Here is an 18,430-nt window from a genome sequence, read left to right as displayed (position 1 = left end):
GGCGAGCATGGACCTCACCCGGTACCTCCCGCCCGTTCTCGCCCTGGTCGTCGTGCTCGCGCTGTGCGTGCTGCTGGCCTGGTGGGGCTGGCGCCGGCGCGCCGCCCGCCAGGGCGATCTGCCTGAGCTCCCGCAGCCCGTCGCCGGCGGCAAGGCGCTCAGCTGGCGGAGCGAGCCCGGCTCCGCGACGGGCGTCTACGTCGCCACCACCCTGGCCGGCCGGCCCCTCGAGCGCGTGACCGCGCGCGGCCTCGGCCCTCGCAGCCGCGCGTCGGTCTCCGACGCGGACGACGGCGGACGGCCCGTCCTGGACGTGGAGCGCCAGGGCGCTGCGAGCTTCCTCATCCCCTGGGCCGACGTCCGCTCCGTCCACACCGCCCCCGGCATGGTCGGCAAGTGGGTCGGCGGCGATGGCCTCCTCGTCGTCCGCTGGCAGCTGGGGGAGGTCCTGCTCGACACCGGCTTCCGCCTCGATGGGCGCGCAGACCAGGACCGGTTCCTCGCCCTCGCCTCCGAGCGCCTGCCCGCCGATCCGTCGGACCCGTCCCCGTCGGGCCCGTCCCCGTCGGACCCCGCACTCCCATCCACCGACCCGCAGCCCCGGAAGGAGCTCCCATGACCACCACCGCCCCCGACGCCCGCGTCGGCCGCGCGCGCCGCACCCCCGACCCCGCCCTCCTCGTCCTCGAGGACGGCACCGTCCTGCGCGGCGAGGCCTACGGCGCGCGCGGTGCGCGTCTGGGCGAGGTCGTCTTCGCGACCGGCATGACCGGGTACCAGGAGACCCTCACCGACCCCTCCTACGCGGGCCAGATCGTCGTGCAGACGGCCCCGCACATCGGCAACACCGGCGCCAACGCCGAGGACATGGAGTCGCGGACGGTCTGGGTGCGCGGCTACGCCGTGCGCGAGGCCAGCCGCGTCGCCTCGAACTGGCGCAGCGAGCAGAGCCTGGACGACCTGCTGGTGGGCAGCGAGGTCGTCGGCATCTCCGGGATCGACACCCGCATGCTCACGCGCATCCTGCGCGAGCACGGGTCCATGCGCGGTGGCATCTTCTCCGGCAGCGCGCTGGCGGACGCGAGCGAGCAGCAGCTGCTCGAGCGCATCCAGGCCGAGCCCGCCATGGAGGGCGCGAGCTTCGTGAGCGAGGTCACCATCCCGCAGCCCGTGGTCCTCGAGCCCGAGGGCGAGGCGATCGGCACGGTCGCCGCCGTCGACCTCGGCATCAAGGGCGCGACGCCGCGCAACATGGTCGCCCGCGGCCTGCGCGTGCACCTGCTGCCCGCGACCACCTCCCTCGAGGAGCTGCTCGCGACCGAGCCCGACGCCGTCTTCTTCTCCAACGGACCCGGGGACCCCGCGAGCGCCGAGGCCCAGGTCGAGCTGCTGCGCGGCGTCCTGGACGAGGGCCTGCCCTTCTTCGGCATCTGCTTCGGCAACCAGCTGCTGGGCCGCGCGCTCGGCTTCGGCACGTACAAGCTCAAGTACGGCCACCGCGGGATCAACCAGCCCGTGCTGGACCGCGAGACCGGCAAGGTCGAGATCACCGCCCAGAACCACGGCTTCGCCGTCGACGTCCCCCTCGAGGGCGAGCACACCGCTCCGCACGACGGCGGCCGCTTCGGCCGGGTCGTCGTCTCCCACGTGGGCCTGAACGACGACGTGGTCGAGGGCATCCGCTGCCTCGACCTGCCCGCCTACTCCGTGCAGCACCACCCCGAGGCCGCCTCGGGCCCGCACGACGCCTCCTACCTGTTCGACCGCCTCGTCGACCTCGTGCGCGCGCACCGCACCGGGGCGGCCGACCACACCCCCGCCGCCTCCGAGAAGAAGGACTCCTGATGCCCCGCCGCGACGACATCGCCTCCGTGCTCGTGATCGGCTCCGGGCCGATCGTCATCGGCCAGGCCGCCGAGTTCGACTACTCCGGCACCCAGGCCTGCCGCGTGCTGCGCGAGGAGGGCCTGCGCGTCATCCTCGTGAACTCGAACCCGGCGACGATCATGACCGACCCGGACATCGCCGACGCGACCTACATCGAGCCGATCGACCCCGACGTCATCCGCTCGATCATCGCCGAGGAGCGTCCCGACGCGGTACTGCCGACCCTGGGCGGCCAGACCGCGCTGAACGCCGCGATCGCCCTCGAGGAGCGCGGCATCCTCGCCGAGTTCGGGGTCGAGATGATCGGCGCCTCGATCGAGGCGATCCAGAAGGCCGAGGACCGCCAGCGCTTCAAGGGCGTCGTCGAGCGCGTGGGCGGCGAGTCCGCCCGCTCGCGCATCTGCCACACCATGGACGACCTGCTCGAGGCGGCCGAGGACCTCGGCTACCCGATGGTCGTGCGCCCGAGCTTCACCATGGGCGGCCTCGGCTCCGGCATGGCCTACGACGAGGCGGATCTGCGCCGCATCGGCGGCGACGGCCTGCACTACTCGCCGACCACCGAGGTGCTCCTGGAGGAGTCGATCCTGGGGTGGAAGGAGTTCGAGCTCGAGCTCATGCGCGACCGCAAGGACAACTGCGTGGTCGTCTGCACGATCGAGAACGTCGACCCCGTCGGCGTGCACACGGGCGACTCCGTGACCGTGGCCCCCGCCCTCACCCTCACCGACGTCGAGCAGCAGAGGCTGCGCGACCTCGGCATCGGCATCATCCGCGAGGTGGGCGTGGACACCGGCGGCTGCAACGTGCAGTTCGCGATCCACCCGACCACCGGCCGCATCGTGGTCATCGAGATGAACCCGCGCGTCTCACGCTCCTCGGCGCTCGCCTCGAAGGCCACGGGCTTCCCGATCGCCAAGATCGCCGCCCGCCTCGCGCTGGGCTACACGCTCGACGAGATCCGCAACGACATCACCGGCACCACCCCGGCGAGCTTCGAGCCGACGCTGGACTACGTGGTCGTGAAGATCCCGCGCTTCGCCTTCGAGAAGTTCCCGGCCGCCGACCCGACCCTCACCACCACCATGAAGAGCGTGGGCGAGGCGATGGCCCTGGGCCGCAGCTTCACCGAGGCCTATGGCAAGGCCCAGCGCTCCCTGGACGTGAAGGCGGCGAACGTCGACTACACGGGACCGGCGCCGGACGCCTCCGAGGTCGCCGAGCTCGTCGAGGCCGTGCGCATCCCCTCCGACACCCGCATGGTCGCGATCGCCCGCATCCTGCGCGCGGCCGCCGCGGGCGTCGTCGACCCCGCCGAGACGATCGAGCGCCTCTACGAGACCACCGCCATCGACCGCTGGTTCCTCGACCAGTTCCTGCTCGTCGCGGAGATCGCCGAGGAGGTCCGCGCGGCCGAGGTGCTCGACGCCGGCCTGCTGGCCCTGGCCAAGCGGCACGGCATCTCCGACGACCAGATCGGGCAGCTGCGCAGCGTCTCCGGCGACGTCGTCAAGGGCGTGCGCGAGGCGCTCGGCGTGAACCCGGTGTACAAGACCGTGGACACCTGCGCGGCGGAGTTCGCCTCCCGCACCCCGTACCACTACTCGAGCTACGACCAGGAGAGCGAGGTCGAGCCCCGCACGAAGCCCGCGGTGCTGATCCTCGGCTCCGGCCCCAACCGCATCGGCCAGGGCATCGAGTTCGACTACTCCTGCGTGCACGCCGCGATGGTGCTGGGCCGCGACCTCGCCGAGGGCGGGGGCGGTTTCGAGACCGTCATGGTCAACTGCAACCCCGAGACCGTCTCGACGGACTACGACGTCGCCGACCGGCTCTACTTCGAGCCCCTCACCTTCGAGGACGTCGTCGAGGTCTACGAGGCCGAGCGCGCCGCCGGACCCGTCGCGGGCGTCATCGTGCAGCTGGGCGGGCAGACCCCGCTCTCGCTCGCGCGGCGCCTGGAGGATGCGGGACTGCCGATCATCGGCACCTCGCCCGGCGCGATCGACATGGCCGAGGACCGCGGCGCCTTCGGCGGCGTCCTCGCCCGGGCCGAGCTGCCCGCCCCGCCCTACGGCACCGCCTGGGCGCTGGCCGACGCGATCGAGACCGCCCGCGAGGTCGGCTACCCCGTGCTCGTGCGCCCCAGCTACGTGCTGGGCGGACGCGGCATGGAGATCGTCTACGACGAGGCCGGGCTCGTGGACTACGTGGGCCGCAACATCCCCGAAGGAGGCCGCGCCGAGGCGCCGATCCTCATCGACTCCTTCCTGGACACCGCGACCGAGATCGACGTCGACGCGCTGTACGACGGCGAGGAGATGTACCTCGGCGGGATCATGGAGCACATCGAGGAGGCCGGGATCCACTCGGGCGACTCCGCGTGCACCCTGCCCCCGGTGACCCTGGGCGCCGGCGTCCTCGAGCAGATCCGCCGCTCGACCGAGGCGATCGCCGAGGGCGTGGGCGTGCGCGGCCTGCTCAACGTCCAGTACGCGCTCGCCCACGGCGTGCTCTACGTGCTCGAGGCCAACCCCCGCGCCTCCCGCACCGTCCCCTTCGTCTCCAAGGCGACGGGCGTCCACCTGGCCCAGGCGGCCTCGCTGATCATGGCGGGCCGCTCGATCGCCGAGCTGCGCGCCCAGGGCGCGCTGCCCCGCGAGGGCGACGGCGGCGACCTCCCCGCGGACACCCCGATCAGCGTCAAGGAGGCCGTGCTGCCCTTCAAGCGCTTCCGCACCCACGAGGGCCGCAGCGTCGACGCGCTGCTCGGCCCGGAGATGCGGTCGACGGGCGAGGTCATGGGCATGGACGCGACCTTCCCGCTGGCCTTCGCGAAGTCGCAGCTGGCGATCTCCGGGCAGGGCCTGCCCACCTCGGGCTGCGTCTTCGTCTCGGTCTCGGATCGCGACAAGCGCGGTGTCGTGCTCCCGGTGGCGCGTCTGGCGGCGCTCGGCTTCGACATCCTCGCGACCGTCGGCACCGCCTCGGTGCTGCGCCGCTCCGGGGTCCCGTGCCGCACCATCGCCAAGGCCTCCGAGGACGACGCCTCCGGCAGCGTCATCGAGCTCATCGAGGGCGGAGAGGTCGTGCTCGTGCTGAACACGCCCTCGGGCTCCGATGCGCGCGCCGACGGCTACGAGATCCGCGCGGCGGCGACCTCGATGGACGTCCCGATGATCACCACGCTGCAGGAGTTCCAGGCGGCCGTGCAGGCGATCGAGGCGCTGCCCAGCGGTGCCTTCGACGTCGAGAGCCTGCAGGAGCACATCGCCTTCCTCTCGCGCCACCGCGGCGAGGCGGTGCGCGCGTGAGCGGGGGAGGGGCGGGCCCCGGGCCGGGCACGTTCCCGACCTTCGGCGAGCGGCTGCGCGCGGCCGTCGCGGAGCGCGGCCCCCTCGTCGTAGGCGTCGACCCGCACGCCTCCCTGCTCGCGCAGTGGGGCCTCGCGGACGACGCGGACGGCCTGCGGGTCTTCTCGCGCACCGTGCTCGACGCCTGTGCGGAGCACGCCTGCGCGCTCAAGCCGCAGTCCGCCTTCTTCGAGCGCCACGGCTCCCGCGGCATCGCGGTGCTCGAGGAGCTGCTGGGCGCCGCCCGCGAGCGCGGCGTGCTCACGATCCTCGATGTCAAGCGCGGCGACATCGGATCGACCATGGGCGGGTACGCCGACGCCTACCTGCGCCCGGGCGCCCCGCTCGAGTCCGACGCGATCACCGTGAACCCCTACCTGGGCTTCGGGTCGCTCGGCCCGGCGCTCGAGCTCGCCTCACAGCACGGCAAGGGCGTGTTCGTGCTCGCCCTGACCTCCAACCCGGACGGGCCCGAGGTCCAGCACGCGGGCGGGGCACAGGCTCCGGCGGCCGACGTCGCCGGTGCGGGGGGCTCTGCTGCAGCAGCGGGCGGATCCGACGCGTCGGTCGCGCGGACGATGGCCGAGCACGCCCGCACGGCGAACCTCGCCGAGATCGCTGGGGCGGGGCTCGACGCCGAGCAGGCATGGGGCAGCACGGGACTCGTGATCGGGGCGACCGTGGGCGATGCCCTGCGCGACCTCGGCATCGACGTCGCGGCGACCCGCGCTCCGGTGCTCGCCCCCGGGTACGGAGCGCAGGGCGCCGGACCCGAGGACCGCACCGCGGTCTTCGGCGACGCCGCCGGCCGCGTGCTGGTCTCGCTCTCGCGCGGAGTGCTCTCCGCGGGGCCCGATGCGCAGTCGCTGCGCCGCAGGGCCGAGGAGCTCGCCGCCGCGTACGCGCTCTGACGCGAGCGGGGCCGGACCTCGGGACCCGGCGGCGCGGTGCGCTGCGTCCGGCCTGCATGCCTCCGGGTCCCCACTCGGCGCTGGAGACCCAACGCGGCGCCGGAGACCGACGTCGTCGCGGGCCCTCACTTTTCACCACACCTGCACGTGTCTGCGTCAGAACAAGAGGGCGAAGGCCGTCCGAACTGGAGCGACGCGCCGAGAAGGGGCGAAATCCACCGATCATCGGGTTACAGTCGTGCCACCGCACCCGCCCGAGACGTGCAGGTCCACGAGGATCCCTGGTGATCAGGACCCGGATGGTCGGAGGGCGCGGTGGGACCCGGTCCCCGGGACCCTGGCATCAGGACACCCGTCACCGAACCAAGAACTGAGGTACGACAGTGGCTCTCCCTCCTCTCTCCCCGGAACAGCGCGCCGAAGCCCTCAAGAAGGCCGCCGAGGCCCGACGTGAGCGCGCAGCCATCAAGTCCCGCCTGAAGGAGTCCACCGGCCGCCGCGGCGAGGAGATCGCCAAGGTGCTCAAGGAGGCCGAGGACAACGAGGTGATCGGGCGCCTCCGCGTCGCCGCTCTCCTCGAGGCCCTCCCGGGCGTCGGCAAGGTCAAGGCGCAGCAGATCATGGAGGAGATCGGCATCTCGCCCTCGCGCAAGGTGCGGGGCCTCGGCTCCCACCAGGCGGAGAAGCTCATCGCCCATTTCTCCGAGTGACGGAGAGCGTCGCGGCCGGAGCCCCGCGCTCCGGCCGCGTCCCTGTCACCGTGCTCGCCGGCCCGACGGCCGTCGGCAAGGGCACGGTCTCGGCGGCGATGCGCGAGCGCTATCCCGACGTGTGGCTGTCCGTCTCGGCCACCACGCGCGCTCCGCGGCCCGGTGAGGTCGACGGCGTGCACTACTCCTTCGTCAGCGACGAGGAGTTCACCCGCCTGGTCGAGACCGGGCAGATGCTCGAATGGGCGATCGTCCACGGGCGCAACCGCTACGGAACGCCCCGCGGCGCGGTGGAGCAGCGCGTCGCCGACGGCCGCCCCGTGCTCCTGGAGATCGACCTCGCCGGAGCCCGGCAGGTCCGCGAGACCATGCCCGAGGCGCTCTTCGTCTTTCTCGCCCCGCCGGACTGGGAGACGCTCGTCGAGCGGCTCGTCGGCCGCGGCACCGAGGACGCCGAGGAGCGCGAGAGGCGCCTGGCCACCGCGCGCGTCGAGCTCGCCGCCGAGAGCGAGTTCGACGTCACCATCGTCAACGACACGGTCGCCGACGCCACCGATCGTCTGGCCGCCCTCATCGGCGTCGCCCCGCAGCACGGCTGAACGCATCCGGCCGGGAGCACCCCGCTGAACGCACTCCGCGCAGGCCCGGGAGCGGCTCCTGCGGGCGGGCGTGACGCAGCCCGCCCGCCCCTCGCTCGCCAGCGCGCGGATCGGGGCGTATCCTGGGTGGTCGCATGCGGCGCGCTCCGCGAGCTCAGCTCACTGCAGGACCGGCAGCGCCGTGCACATCGTCAATCGAAGGGACCTTCCGTGTTCGGAACCGTCGCCCAGCCCGAGGGCATCACGAACCCGCCGATCGACCGCCTCCTCGAGGACGTCGACTCGAAGTACGCGCTCGTGCTCTACTCCTCGCAGCGCGCCCGCCAGATCAACGCCTACTACTCCCAGCTCTCCGAGGGTCTGCTCGAGTACGTCGGCCCCCTCGTGGACGTCGAGAACCAGGAGAAGCCGCTCTCCATCGCCCTGCGCGAGATCGACGAGGGCCTGCTGGTCGCCCGCGAGATCGACGAGGCCGAGCTCGAGGCCAAGAAGCAGGCCGAGTCGGAGTCCTCGCTGGCTCCGCTGCAGCTCGGCGAGGACGCGCCCGAGCCGCCGTCCACCGACTTCTCCTTCTGAGCACACTCGGGGGAGTCCCCTCGAGATCCGCCGAGCACCGCGAGGATCCTGCTGAGATGACCCAGATCGCCGATGGGATCCGCGGAGCCCGCGTCCTGCTGGGCGTGAGCGGCGGCATCGCCGCCTACAAGGCCGCGCACGTGGTGCGCGGCCTTGTCGCGTCCGGGGCCGACGTCCGCGTGGTCCCCACCGCCTCCTCCCTCGAGTTCGTGGGCGCCGCGACCTGGGAGGCCCTCAGCCACCACCCGGTCACCACGAGCGTCTTCGAGGACGTCGACGAGGTCGCCCACGTGCGGCTCGGCCAGGAGGCCGACCTCGTCCTCGTCGTCCCCGCGACGGCCGACCTGCTGGCCCGGATCCGCGGCGGACGGGCCGACGACCTGCTGAGCGCGACCCTGCTGATGGCCGGCCCGCGGGCTCTCCTCGCGCCCGCCATGCACACCGAGATGTGGGAGAACCCGGCGACCCGCGAGAACGTGGCGGTGCTGCGCGAGCGCGGCGTGCGGGTTCTCGAGCCCGCCGTCGGCCGGCTCACCGGCCCCGACAGCGGCCCCGGCCGTCTTCCCGAGCCGGAGGCGATCCTCGACGCCGCCCGCGCGCAGCTCACCGCCCCGCGCGACGAGCACGGCGCCGCCCTCCAGGACCTCGCCGGCGCGCGCGTGCTGATCACTGCCGGCGGCACCCGCGAGGAGATCGACCCCGTCCGCTTCCTCGCCAACCACTCGTCCGGCAAGCAGGGCTTCGCGCTCGCCCACGCGGCCCTCGCGCGCGGCGCGGAGGTCACCCTGATCGCTGCGAACGTCGACCTCGAGACGCCGCCCGGCGCCCGCCGCATCGGCGTCACCAGCGCCGCCGACCTCGCGGAGGCCGTCGCCGCCGAGCGCGAGGGCGCCGATGCGCTCGTGATGGCCGCCGCCGTGGCAGATTTCACCCCCGCCGAGCGGGCCGAGGAGAAGATCAAGAAGACCGGTGAGGACGACGTCCCCGTCCTCGCGCTGCGCCGCACCGAGGACGTGCTCGCCGCGAGCGTGAGGGACCGCGGGCAGCGCCGCGGCGAGGCCGGAGCTCCCGCGGGAACCCGCGTGAACCCGCATGTCATCGTCGGGTTCGCCGCGGAGACCGGGGGAGAGGGTCGCACCTCCCTCGAGCTCGCGCAGGAGAAGGCGCGCCGCAAGCAGGCCGATCTGCTGGTGTTCAACGACGTCAGCCGCGGGGTCTTCGGCGCCGAGGACACGGCGATCGAGATCCTGGACGCCGAGGGCGCGGAGGTGGCCCGCGCCGAGGGGTCCAAGACGGCCGTCGCCCACGCTGTGCTCACGCAGGTCGCGAGCAGGCTGGGCAACGTACGCTGGACCCCATGACATCGCACGACCTGCGCAGCTTCACCTCCGAGTCGGTCACCGAGGGGCACCCCGACAAGATCTGCGATCAGATCTCCGACGCCATCCTCGACGACATGCTCGGCCAGGACACCGGCGCGCGCGTCGCCGTCGAGACCATGGTCACCACCGGGCTCGTCCACGTCGCCGGTGAGGTGCGCACGTCGGGGTACACCGATGTCCAGCGGATCGTGCGCGACGTCATCCGGGAGATCGGCTACGACTCCTCGGCGAAGGGCTTCGACGCCGACAGCTGCGGCATCGAGGTCTCCATCGGCTCGCAGAGCCCCGACATCGCCGCAGGCGTCGACACCTCCTGGGAGCGGCGCGACGGCGGCTCCGCCGAGCGCTTCGGCGACCTCGGCGCGGGCGATCAGGGGCTCATGTTCGGCTACGCGTGCTCGGACACGCCGAGCCTCATGCCGCTGCCGATCCATGCCGCCCATCGCCTCTCCTCGAACCTCTCCGAGGCGCGCCGCAGCGGGGTCCTGCCCTACCTGCGACCCGATGGGAAGACCCAGGTCACCATCGGGTACGACGAGCACGACGTCGCCCGCAGCGTCGAGGCGGTCGTGGTCTCCACCCAGCACGACGAGGACGTCGACATCGCCGCGCAGCTCGACCCCGGGATCCGTCAGGTCGTCATCGCACCCGTCCTGGACGAGCTCGAGGGCATCGGCCTGGACACCTCCGAGGCGCGCTTCCACATCAACCCCTCCGGCCGCTTCGTCGTCGGCGGCCCCAAGGGCGACGCCGGCCTCACGGGTCGCAAGATCATCGTCGACACCTACGGCGGGATGGCCCGCCACGGCGGCGGCGCCTTCAGCGGCAAGGACCCCAGCAAGGTCGACCGCTCGGGCGCCTACGCCATGCGCTGGGTCGCCAAGAACGTCGTCGCCGCAGGGCTCGCGCAGCGCTGCGAGGTCCAGGTCGCCTACGCGATCGGCGTGGCCGCGCCCGTGGGCCTGTACGTCGAGACCTTCGGGACCGGCACCGTGCCCGACCACCAGATCGCCCGCGCCATCGAGAAGGTCTTCGACCTGCGTCCGGCCGCGATCATCGACGCCCTGGACCTGCTGCGCCCCATCTTCACGCTGACCTCGGCCCACGGCCACTTCGGCCGCGAGCTGCCCGAGTTCACCTGGGAGCGCACGGACCGGGCCGACGAGCTCGCGAGGGCGCTGTGAACGACGCCCCGGCGCTCGACCCGGCGATCGCTCAGCGCCTCGCCCACGACGCCGCGGGCCTCGTGCCCGCCGTCATCCAGGACCACGGGGACGGCCGCGTCCTCATGGTCGGCTGGATGGACGACGAGGCCCTGCGCCGCACCCTGACCGAGGGCCGCGTGACGTTCTGGTCCCGCTCGCGCCAGGAGTACTGGCGCAAGGGCGACACCAGCGGGAACGTGCAGTACGTGCGCTCGGCCGCCCTCGACTGCGACGGCGACACGCTGCTCGTCCAGGTCGATCAGATCGGACCGGCCTGCCACCGCGGCACCGACACCTGCTTCGTGGGCGGAGAGCTCCCGGTCCGGGTGCTCGCGCCGGCCGAGCGCGTCCCTGCTGCCGAGGCCGCCGCGTCCAGCGCGCCCAGCGCCGGGACCGCCACCGAGAACCGCCCCGAGGAGGACACCGAGGGATGACCACGACCGATCAGCCGCGCCCGGATCGCACCCGTCCGTCGGCCCCCGAGGACCCGGCAGCGGTTCCCGAGGACCTCGCCCCCGCCCCAGAGGGCGCGAGCGCCGGAGCGTCCTACCCGGAGCTCGTCGGCGGGATCGAGGGCGATGCCCTCGGGGTGATCCAGCCCGATCGCGAGACCTTCCGGGCGCTGGCCGCCCGGCAGCGGATCGTCCCCGTGACCCTCCGGGTCCTCGCCGACGAGGACACCCCGCTCACGCTGTACCGCCGCATCGTCGACCAGGAGGACCCCCGCGGCACCTTCCTGCTCGAGAGCGCGGGGGAGGGCGAGGCCTCCCGCTGGTCGATCATCGGAGCCCGCGCCCGCGCCGTCCTCACCGAGAAGGGCGGCCAGGCCCACTGGATCGGCGACGTGCCCGCGGGCGTCCCCGAGGACGGCGACCCGATGCGGGCCCTCGCCTCCGTCGCCGACGCGTTCCGGTCCGCGCGCCTCCCGCAGCTGCCGCCCTTCACCGGCGGACTGGTCGGCGTCGTCGCCTACGACGCCGTGCGCCACTGGGAGAAGCTGCCCGACGCACCGCCCGACGAGATCGGCGTCCCCGACCTCTCGATGATGCTCGCCCAGGACGTCGCCGTGCACGATGCGCACGACGGCACTGTGCTGCTGGTCGCCAACGCCCTGAACCTCGACGGCACCGACGAGCGCGTCGACCAGGCCTACGACGACGCCCTCGCGCGGTTGGACGCCCTGCGCGGCGCGCTGCACCGCCCCCTGCCGGCCCGCCCCGCCGTCTACGACACGGTCCGGGAGGTCGAGCCGAAGGCCCGCACGGCCGAGCTGGAGTACCAGGAGTCCGTGCGCGCGGCCGTCCGCGACATCGTCGACGGAGAGATCTTCCAGGTCGTGCCCTCGCAGCGCTTCTCCCTGCCCACCGCCGCGGATCCGCTGGACGTCTACCGGGTGCTGCGGCGCATGAACCCCAGCCCGTACATGTACCTGCTGCGGACCGTGGACGGCGATGGCGCCCCCATCGACGTGGTCGGCGCGAGCCCCGAGGCACTCGTCACCGTGCGCGGACGCACCGCCGGCACGCACCCGATCGCCGGCTCTCGGCCGCGCGGGGCGACCCCCGAGGAGGATTCGCGCCTCGCGGAGGAGCTGCTGGCGGACCCCAAGGAGCGCAGCGAGCACCTCATGCTCGTCGACCTCGCCCGCAACGACCTGCAGAAGGTCTGCGAGCCCGGCAGCGTGACCGTGCGCGACCTGATGCACATCGAGCGCTTCAGCCACATCCAGCACATCTCGAGCGACGTCACCGGCACCCTGCGGTCCGACGCGAGCGCCTGCGACGCCCTGCGCGCGACGTTCCCGGCCGGCACCCTCTCCGGCGCGCCGAAGCCGCGCGCCATGCAGATCATCGACCGTCTCGAGCCGGTGCGCCGCGGGGTCTACGGGGGCACCGTGGGGTACATCGACTTCGCCGGGGACATGGACATGGCCATCGCGATCCGCACCGCAGTCATCAAGGACGGCACCGCGCACGTCCAGTCCGGGGGCGGGATCGTCGCCGACTCCGATCCCGTGGCGGAGCACCGCGAGTCCCAGACCAAGGCCGCCGCCGCCCTGCGGGCGGTCGCCTCCGCGCAGACGGTGCGCGACGCATGAGGGCGCTGCTGACCCGGCGCAGCCTCGTGCTCGCCGCCCTCGTCATGTCCCTCGCGCTCGCGGGGATGACCCGCGCGACCTGGACGACGGCTCTCGCCGCCGGCTTCACGGGCGCGAAGCAGAGCGTCGACGTCACCGGGCAGGACGCCGCCCCCGCGGTGCTCGCCCTCGCCCTCGTGGGCGGTGCCGCCGCGGTCGCGACGACCCTCGCCTCGCGCTGGGTGCGCTTCATCACCGGGCCCGTGCTGATGCTCGTGGGCATCGGCGCCGCCGTCTCCTCGATCAGCGTGCGCGCCGATGCCGTGGGCGCCTCGACCTCCGCGGTCGCCGAGGCCACCGGAGTGGTCGGCGGCTCGATCGACGCCGAGGCGAGCATCTGGCCGCTCGTGGCCCTCGTGCCGGCGGTGCTGCTCGTGGTCGTCGGCGTGCTCGTGCTGGCCGTCGGCGGGCGCTGGCCCCGGCGCCGCTCCCGCTACCAGCGCGACGCCTCCCGCGAGGTCGCGCCCGCCCGGCTCGACCCGTCCGACGACCCGGCGGCGGCCTGGGACGCGCTGAGCCGCGGCGAGGATCCGTCCGACGCGGAGGTCGATCACCCGTCCGACGACACACGGACCGAGCCGCCGGGCGACTCCGGGCGCGTGGCAGAATAGGGCCATCCGCCCCCTGCACACGAGAGGTCACCCATGCCCCGCACGTACGCCGTCCCGCCGCCGCCCCCGCACAACGAGGGCAGCACCGTCGCCGCTTGGGTGAACACCGTCGGCTGCGTCCTCGGGGCGATCGTCGCGGCGCTCGGCATCGTGCTCGGCGACATGCCGATCATCATCGGCGGCGCGGCCGTCGTGGTGATCACGATGATCGTGAGCTTCGTCCTGCGCCTCGCGGGCTTCGGCCAGAAGCGCACCCGGGCCTCGGCGCAGTGACCCAGCGGGCCGGCGCCCGGGGAGCGGTGCTGCCGCTCGCCCTGGCGGCGGCCGCAGCTGCGGCGGCGATCGGGGTGCAGGCGGTCTTCGACCCCTTCACCCAGGACGTGCCGCTGTGCCCCCTGCACGCGCTCACCGGCCTGGACTGCCCGGGCTGCGGCGCCACCCGCGCCGTGCACGCGCTGCTCGCGGGCGATCCGCTGCTGGCCCTGCACAGCAACGCGCTGATCGTGCTGGCCATGCCCGTCGTGCTCGCCCTCTACGTGCGCTGGATCGTCGACCGCGTCCGCGGGCGCGGTCGCATCATCGATCCGCCCCAGGGCACGCTCCTCGGGCTGGTCGCCCTGGTGGCCGTCTTCACGGTCGCCCGCAACCTCCCGGGCCTGGAGTTCCTCTCCGCGCCCTCGCTGGTCCCCGGGGCCTGAGCCCCGCGAGGCCGGCACGCAGCACCGGCGCCGAACGGGCACGCGGCCCGTCGGCGCCGCATCCGCATCGTCCGCGCAGACCAGGCTCCACGAGCCGGGACCAGGAGGGTCCGTGACAGCGACAGGCACCGTCCTCGACAGCATCATCGAGGGGGTCCGCGAGGACCTCGAGACGCGCCGCGCGCAGCTCCCGCGCCCCGCCCTCGAGCGCCTCGCCGCGCAGACCGCCCCCGCCCGCGACGCCCGCGCGAGCCTGGAGGGCGACGGCAGCACGCTGGGCCTGATCGCCGAGGTCAAGCGACGCAGCCCCTCGAAGGGCGACCTCGCCGAGATCGCCGATCCCGCCGCGCTCGCCCGCATCTACGCGGACGCCGGCGCGAGCGCGATCAGCGTCCTCACCGAGCAGCGGCGCTTCGGCGGCAGCCTCGCCGACCTCGACGCGGTCCGCGAATCCGTCGACGTCCCCGTGCTGCGCAAGGACTTCACCGTCGAGGACTACCAGGTGCTCGAGGCCCGCGCCCACGGGGCGGACCTCGTGCTGCTCATCGTCGCAGCCCTCGACGACGCCCTCCTGAAGGATCTGCACGACCTCACCCTCGAGCTCGGCATGCAGGCGCTCGTGGAGACCCACACCGCCGCGGAGCTCGAGCGCGCCCTCGCCCTGGACCCCGCCATCGTGGGCGTGAACGCCCGCGACCTCACCACCCTCGACGTGCACCTGGACCGGGCGACCGCGCTGCTCGGCGACATCCCGGCAGGGGTCCTCGCGATCGGGGAGTCCGCGGTCGCCTCGGTGGCCGACGTCGAGTCCTACGCCCGCTCCGGAGCCGACGCCGTGCTCGTGGGCGAGGCCCTCGTGACGGGACCCGACCCCCGCCGGAGCGTCGAGGAGTTCCGATCCGTCCGCCGCCGCGCCCGCTTGGGCGGGGACGGTGCGGGCACGACCGGCACCAGCACCACGACCCCCGGAGGCGACGCATGAGCCAGAGCCTGTTCCCGCGCCCGGACACCCCGCTGCGCAGCGAGGCCGGCCCCTACTTCGGCGACTTCGGCGGGCGCTTCCTGCCCGAGGCGCTGGTGCCCGCACTCGACGAGATCCGCGAGGCCTACGAGAAGGCGATCGTCGACCCCGATTTCGTCGCCGAGCTCCGGCGCCTCTCCCACGAGTACACGGGACGCCCGTCCCTGCTCAGCGAGGCGCCGCGGTTCTCGGCCCTCGCCGGCGGCGCCCGCGTGCTGCTCAAGCGCGAGGACCTCAACCACACCGGCAGCCACAAGATCAACAATGTGCTGGGCCAGGCCCTGCTCACCCGGCGCATGGGCAAGACCCGAGTGATCGCCGAGACCGGCGCCGGCCAGCACGGCGTCGCGACCGCCACGGCCGCGGCCCTTTTCGGCCTGGACTGCACGATCTACATGGGCGAGGAGGACACCGAGCGCCAGGCGCTGAACGTGGCCCGCATGCGCCTGCTGGGGGCCGAGGTCGTCCCCGTGACCCACGGCTCGCGCACCCTCAAGGACGCGATCAACGAGGCCTTCCGCGACTGGGTCACGAACGTCGAGACCACCCACTACCTGCTGGGCACCGTGGCCGGCCCCCACCCGTTCCCCGTGATGGTCCGCGACTTCCACCGGGTGATCGGCGAGGAGGCCCGCGAGCAGGTCCTCGAGCGCACGGGCACCCTGCCCGACGCCGTCGTCGCCTGCGTGGGCGGCGGCTCCAACGCGATGGGCATCTTCCACGCCTTCCTCGACGACGCCGACGTCCGGCTGATCGGCTGCGAGGCCGGTGGGGACGGCGTCGACACCGGCCGCCACAGCGCGACCATCGGCGGCGGCAGCCCGGGCGTCCTCCACGGCGCCCGGAGCTTCGTCATGCAGGACGGCGACGGCCAGACCATCCCCTCCCACTCGGTGAGCGCGGGCCTGGACTATCCGAGCGTGGGCCCCGAGCACGCCTGGCTCGCCGAGATCGGCCGCGCCGAGTACCGCGCGATCGACGACGACGCGGCCATGGAGGCCTTCGCCCTTCTCTCGATGACCGAGGGCATCATGCCCGCGCTCGAGTCCGCGCACGCCCTGGCCGGGGCGCTCGCGCTGGGCCGTGAGCTCGGCGAGGGCGCCACCCTCCTGGTGAGCCTCTCGGGGCGCGGAGACAAGGACGTGGACACCGCCTCCCGCTGGTTCGGACTCCTGGACGATCCGTCCGACGGGTCCGACGGGTCCGACGGGTCCGACGGGTCCGAGGGCGCCGCCGGCGCGCGCGGTGACCTGGCCGCCCTGCGCGACCTCGCCCGCAGCACCCTGCCCACCGACCGCGCCGCCGACCCGACGGCCCCCGCCGGGGCCGCTGCGGCGACGCCCCTCACCGAGGAGGAGAACCGATGAGCACCACAGCGCGGCTGCGGGCCGGAGACGTCCTCGAGCGCACGCGCGAGGAGGGCCGCCCCGCCCTCGTCGGCTACCTGCCCGTCGGCTTCCCCGATCAGGAGCTCTGCATCCAGGCGGCGCGCACCCTGGTGGACAACGGCGTGGACGTGCTCGAGCTGGGCCTGCCCTACTCCGACCCCGTGATGGACGGGCCCGTCATCCAGCAGGCCGCGACCGCGGCGCTGGCCGGCGGCACCCGCACCCACCACGTCCTCGAGGCCGTCGAGGCGCTGCGAGGGAGCGGCGCCGCCGTCCTCGTGATGACCTACTGGAACCCCGTCCTCGCGCAGGGCGTCGCCTCCTTCGCGCATCGCCTCGGCGCCGCGGGCGGCGCCGGGCTCATCACCCCCGACCTCATCCCCGACGAGGCAGGGGACTGGCTCGCCGCGAGCGAGGAGGAGGGGCTGGACCGCGTCTTCCTCGTGGCCCCGAGCTCCCCGCGCGAACGCCTCTCGCACGTCGTCTCCCATGCCTCCGGCTTCGTGTACGCCGCCTCGACCATGGGCGTGACCGGCACCCGCGACTCCGTCGGCGAGGCCACCCGGGGGCTCGTCGAGCGCACCCGCGCCGCGGGCGCCCGCAACGTCTGCGTCGGCCTGGGCGTCTCCACCGGGACCCAGGCGGCGGAGGTCGGTGCATACGCCGACGGCGTCATTGTCGGCTCGGCCTTCGTCAAGGCGCTCATGGAGGATCTCGCCGCGGCGGGAGCCGCCGCGGCGGGAGCCGACGCGGCGGGAGCCGACGGAGCGGACCCCGGGGAGGATCCCTCCCATGATGCCGCTGTGCCCATGCCGCGGCTCGCGGCGAAGGCGCGGGAGCTGCGCGAGGGCGTCGAGAGCGCCCGGAGCGGAGCGCGCGCATGATCCTCGCCGACATCCCCAGCCCCACGATCTCCGCGATCCACCTGGGCCCGCTGGAGATCCACTTCTACGCCCTGTGCATCCTCGCCGGCATCGGCGTCGCCCTCTGGTGGGCCACCAAGCGCTGGGAGGTGCGCGGCGGCAGGGGCGAGGACATGTTCGACATCGTGTTCGCCGCCGTCGTCGCCGGCATCATCGGCGCGCGCATCTGGCACGTGCTCTCCTCGCCCGCCCCCTACTTCGGGGCCGACGGGAACCTCCTGGACATCCTCAAGATCTGGCAGGGCGGCCTCGCGATCTACGGCGCCGTCGCCGGCGGGGCCGTGGCCGTGTGGTTCATGGCCCGCCGCAAGGGCATCTCCTTCGTGGCGCTCGCGGACACGATCGCGCCGACCCTCATGGTTGCCCAGGCGATCGGCCGTCTGGGCAACTGGTTCAACCAGGAGCTCTACGGCCCGCCGACGACCCTGCCGTGGGGACTGGACATCTCCTGCGTCCAGAACGGCGGCACCATCCCCGGCTGCGTGCCCGGCACCTACCACCCGACGTTCCTCTACGAGCTGCTGTGGAACCTCGTCGGCGTGGTCGTGCTGCTCGCGGTCGCGAAGCGCCTGCAGGTGGGCGGGGGCCGCGTGTTCTGGCTCTACGCCGCGATCTACTCGGCCGGCCGCGCCTGGATCGACGCCATGCGCACCGAGCCCGTCGCGATGATCGGACCGCTGCGCATCCACACGGTGCTGGCCCTCGTGGTCCTGGTGGTCGCGGTCGTCGTGCTCGTAGTGCTCACCGGGCGCAGGCGGCGGCGCGGGGGAGAGGTCCTCGCGGCCGACGGCTCGTGGACCCTGCCCGTCGCGTCGCCGGCGGGGCCGTCGGCCTCCGCGGACGCGTCGGCCCCTGAGGGGCCGTCGGCCGCTGAGGGCGCAGACCGTGCGGACCCGACCGTCGCCCCCGACGCGCGCCGCGGCCGCCGCAGACGCCGCGGCTGACCCGGCACCCCGCGAGGGCGCACGCCCGGCGCGGACGCACGACCGGCGGACGGGCGTCTCACCATGCGACTGCTGAGATTCCGCA

At 73.7% G+C, this 18,430-nt stretch carries 18 protein-coding genes; all 18 read left to right on the top strand.

The features are described 5' to 3' along the window. Positions 1-7 precede the first annotated feature (7 nt). The 18 genes from FHG10_RS09495 (at position 8) to lgt (ending at position 18,345) form a co-directional block, all read left to right on the top strand. Complete coding sequence (locus FHG10_RS09495; RefSeq protein WP_152353062.1) at positions 8-619, top strand: PH-like domain-containing protein; 612 nt, start codon at positions 8-10, stop codon at positions 617-619. Beyond that, entirely contained in the window at positions 616-1,845 is a 1,230-nt protein-coding gene (gene carA / locus FHG10_RS09490; RefSeq protein WP_152353061.1) for a glutamine-hydrolyzing carbamoyl-phosphate synthase small subunit, read from the top strand. Before FHG10_RS09495 ends, carA begins: the two co-directional genes overlap by 4 nt. Continuing rightward, positions 1,845-5,201 (top strand): carbamoyl-phosphate synthase large subunit, encoded by a 3,357-nt coding sequence (carB, locus tag FHG10_RS09485; RefSeq protein WP_152353060.1) that lies wholly within the window; start codon positions 1,845-1,847, stop codon positions 5,199-5,201. The genes carA and carB overlap by 1 nt, the downstream gene beginning before the upstream one ends. Further along, entirely contained in the window at positions 5,198-6,151 is a 954-nt protein-coding gene (pyrF, locus tag FHG10_RS09480) for an orotidine-5'-phosphate decarboxylase (protein WP_152353059.1), read from the top strand. Before carB ends, pyrF begins: the two co-directional genes overlap by 4 nt. Positions 6,152-6,534: 383 nt before the next feature. Further along, positions 6,535-6,861 carry an integration host factor, actinobacterial type gene (mihF, locus tag FHG10_RS09475; RefSeq protein ID WP_152353058.1) on the top strand — a complete coding sequence of 109 codons (327 nt, stop codon included), beginning with the start codon at positions 6,535-6,537 and terminating at the stop codon, positions 6,859-6,861. Next, positions 6,858-7,460 carry a guanylate kinase gene (gene gmk, locus FHG10_RS09470; RefSeq protein WP_152353057.1) on the top strand — a complete coding sequence of 201 codons (603 nt, stop codon included), beginning with the start codon at positions 6,858-6,860 and terminating at the stop codon, positions 7,458-7,460. Before mihF ends, gmk begins: the two co-directional genes overlap by 4 nt. A 210-nt stretch (positions 7,461-7,670) precedes the next feature. Further along, a complete protein-coding gene (gene rpoZ, locus FHG10_RS09465; protein WP_152353056.1) occupies positions 7,671-8,036 on the top strand; it encodes a DNA-directed RNA polymerase subunit omega in 366 nt (121 codons plus the stop codon). Positions 8,037-8,092: 56 nt separating this feature from the next. After that, on the top strand, positions 8,093-9,397 hold the full coding sequence (coaBC, locus tag FHG10_RS09460; protein WP_152353055.1) for a bifunctional phosphopantothenoylcysteine decarboxylase/phosphopantothenate--cysteine ligase CoaBC: 1,305 nt from the start codon (positions 8,093-8,095) through the stop codon (positions 9,395-9,397). Continuing rightward, positions 9,394-10,602, top strand: coding sequence for a methionine adenosyltransferase (gene metK / locus FHG10_RS09455; RefSeq protein ID WP_152353054.1), 1,209 nt, complete (start codon positions 9,394-9,396; stop codon positions 10,600-10,602). The genes coaBC and metK overlap by 4 nt, the downstream gene beginning before the upstream one ends. Beyond that, entirely contained in the window at positions 10,599-11,057 is a 459-nt protein-coding gene (gene hisI, locus FHG10_RS09450) for a phosphoribosyl-AMP cyclohydrolase (protein ID WP_152353053.1), read from the top strand. Before metK ends, hisI begins: the two co-directional genes overlap by 4 nt. Next, positions 11,054-12,721 (top strand): anthranilate synthase component I, encoded by a 1,668-nt coding sequence (locus FHG10_RS09445; RefSeq protein ID WP_152353052.1) that lies wholly within the window; start codon positions 11,054-11,056, stop codon positions 12,719-12,721. Before hisI ends, FHG10_RS09445 begins: the two co-directional genes overlap by 4 nt. Beyond that, positions 12,718-13,371, top strand: coding sequence for a Trp biosynthesis-associated membrane protein (locus tag FHG10_RS09440; protein WP_152353051.1), 654 nt, complete (start codon positions 12,718-12,720; stop codon positions 13,369-13,371). Before FHG10_RS09445 ends, FHG10_RS09440 begins: the two co-directional genes overlap by 4 nt. Before the next feature lie 33 nt (positions 13,372-13,404). Next, a complete protein-coding gene (locus tag FHG10_RS09435) occupies positions 13,405-13,644 on the top strand; it encodes an HGxxPAAW family protein (protein ID WP_152353050.1) in 240 nt (79 codons plus the stop codon). After that, positions 13,641-14,069, top strand: a complete 429-nt coding sequence (locus FHG10_RS09430) for a DUF2752 domain-containing protein (RefSeq protein WP_152353049.1) — start codon at positions 13,641-13,643, stop codon at positions 14,067-14,069. Before FHG10_RS09435 ends, FHG10_RS09430 begins: the two co-directional genes overlap by 4 nt. A gap of 112 nt (positions 14,070-14,181) precedes the next feature. Continuing rightward, the gene (trpC, locus tag FHG10_RS09425; protein WP_152353048.1) at positions 14,182-15,051 is read left to right on the top strand and encodes an indole-3-glycerol phosphate synthase TrpC; all 870 of its coding nucleotides are present in this window, start codon (positions 14,182-14,184) and stop codon (positions 15,049-15,051) included. Then, a complete protein-coding gene (gene trpB, locus FHG10_RS09420; RefSeq protein WP_152353047.1) occupies positions 15,048-16,457 on the top strand; it encodes a tryptophan synthase subunit beta in 1,410 nt (469 codons plus the stop codon). The genes trpC and trpB overlap by 4 nt, the downstream gene beginning before the upstream one ends. Beyond that, a complete protein-coding gene (gene trpA, locus FHG10_RS09415) occupies positions 16,454-17,362 on the top strand; it encodes a tryptophan synthase subunit alpha (protein WP_152353046.1) in 909 nt (302 codons plus the stop codon). The genes trpB and trpA overlap by 4 nt, the downstream gene beginning before the upstream one ends. Beyond that, complete coding sequence (gene lgt / locus FHG10_RS09410) at positions 17,359-18,345, top strand: prolipoprotein diacylglyceryl transferase (RefSeq protein ID WP_152353045.1); 987 nt, start codon at positions 17,359-17,361, stop codon at positions 18,343-18,345. The genes trpA and lgt overlap by 4 nt, the downstream gene beginning before the upstream one ends. Positions 18,346-18,430 lie beyond the last annotated feature (85 nt).

This window comes from Brachybacterium subflavum (genome assembly GCF_009299795.1).
GTDB lineage: Bacteria > Actinomycetota > Actinomycetes > Actinomycetales > Dermabacteraceae > Brachybacterium > Brachybacterium subflavum.
This window is presented reverse-complemented; position numbering and strand designations above follow the sequence as displayed.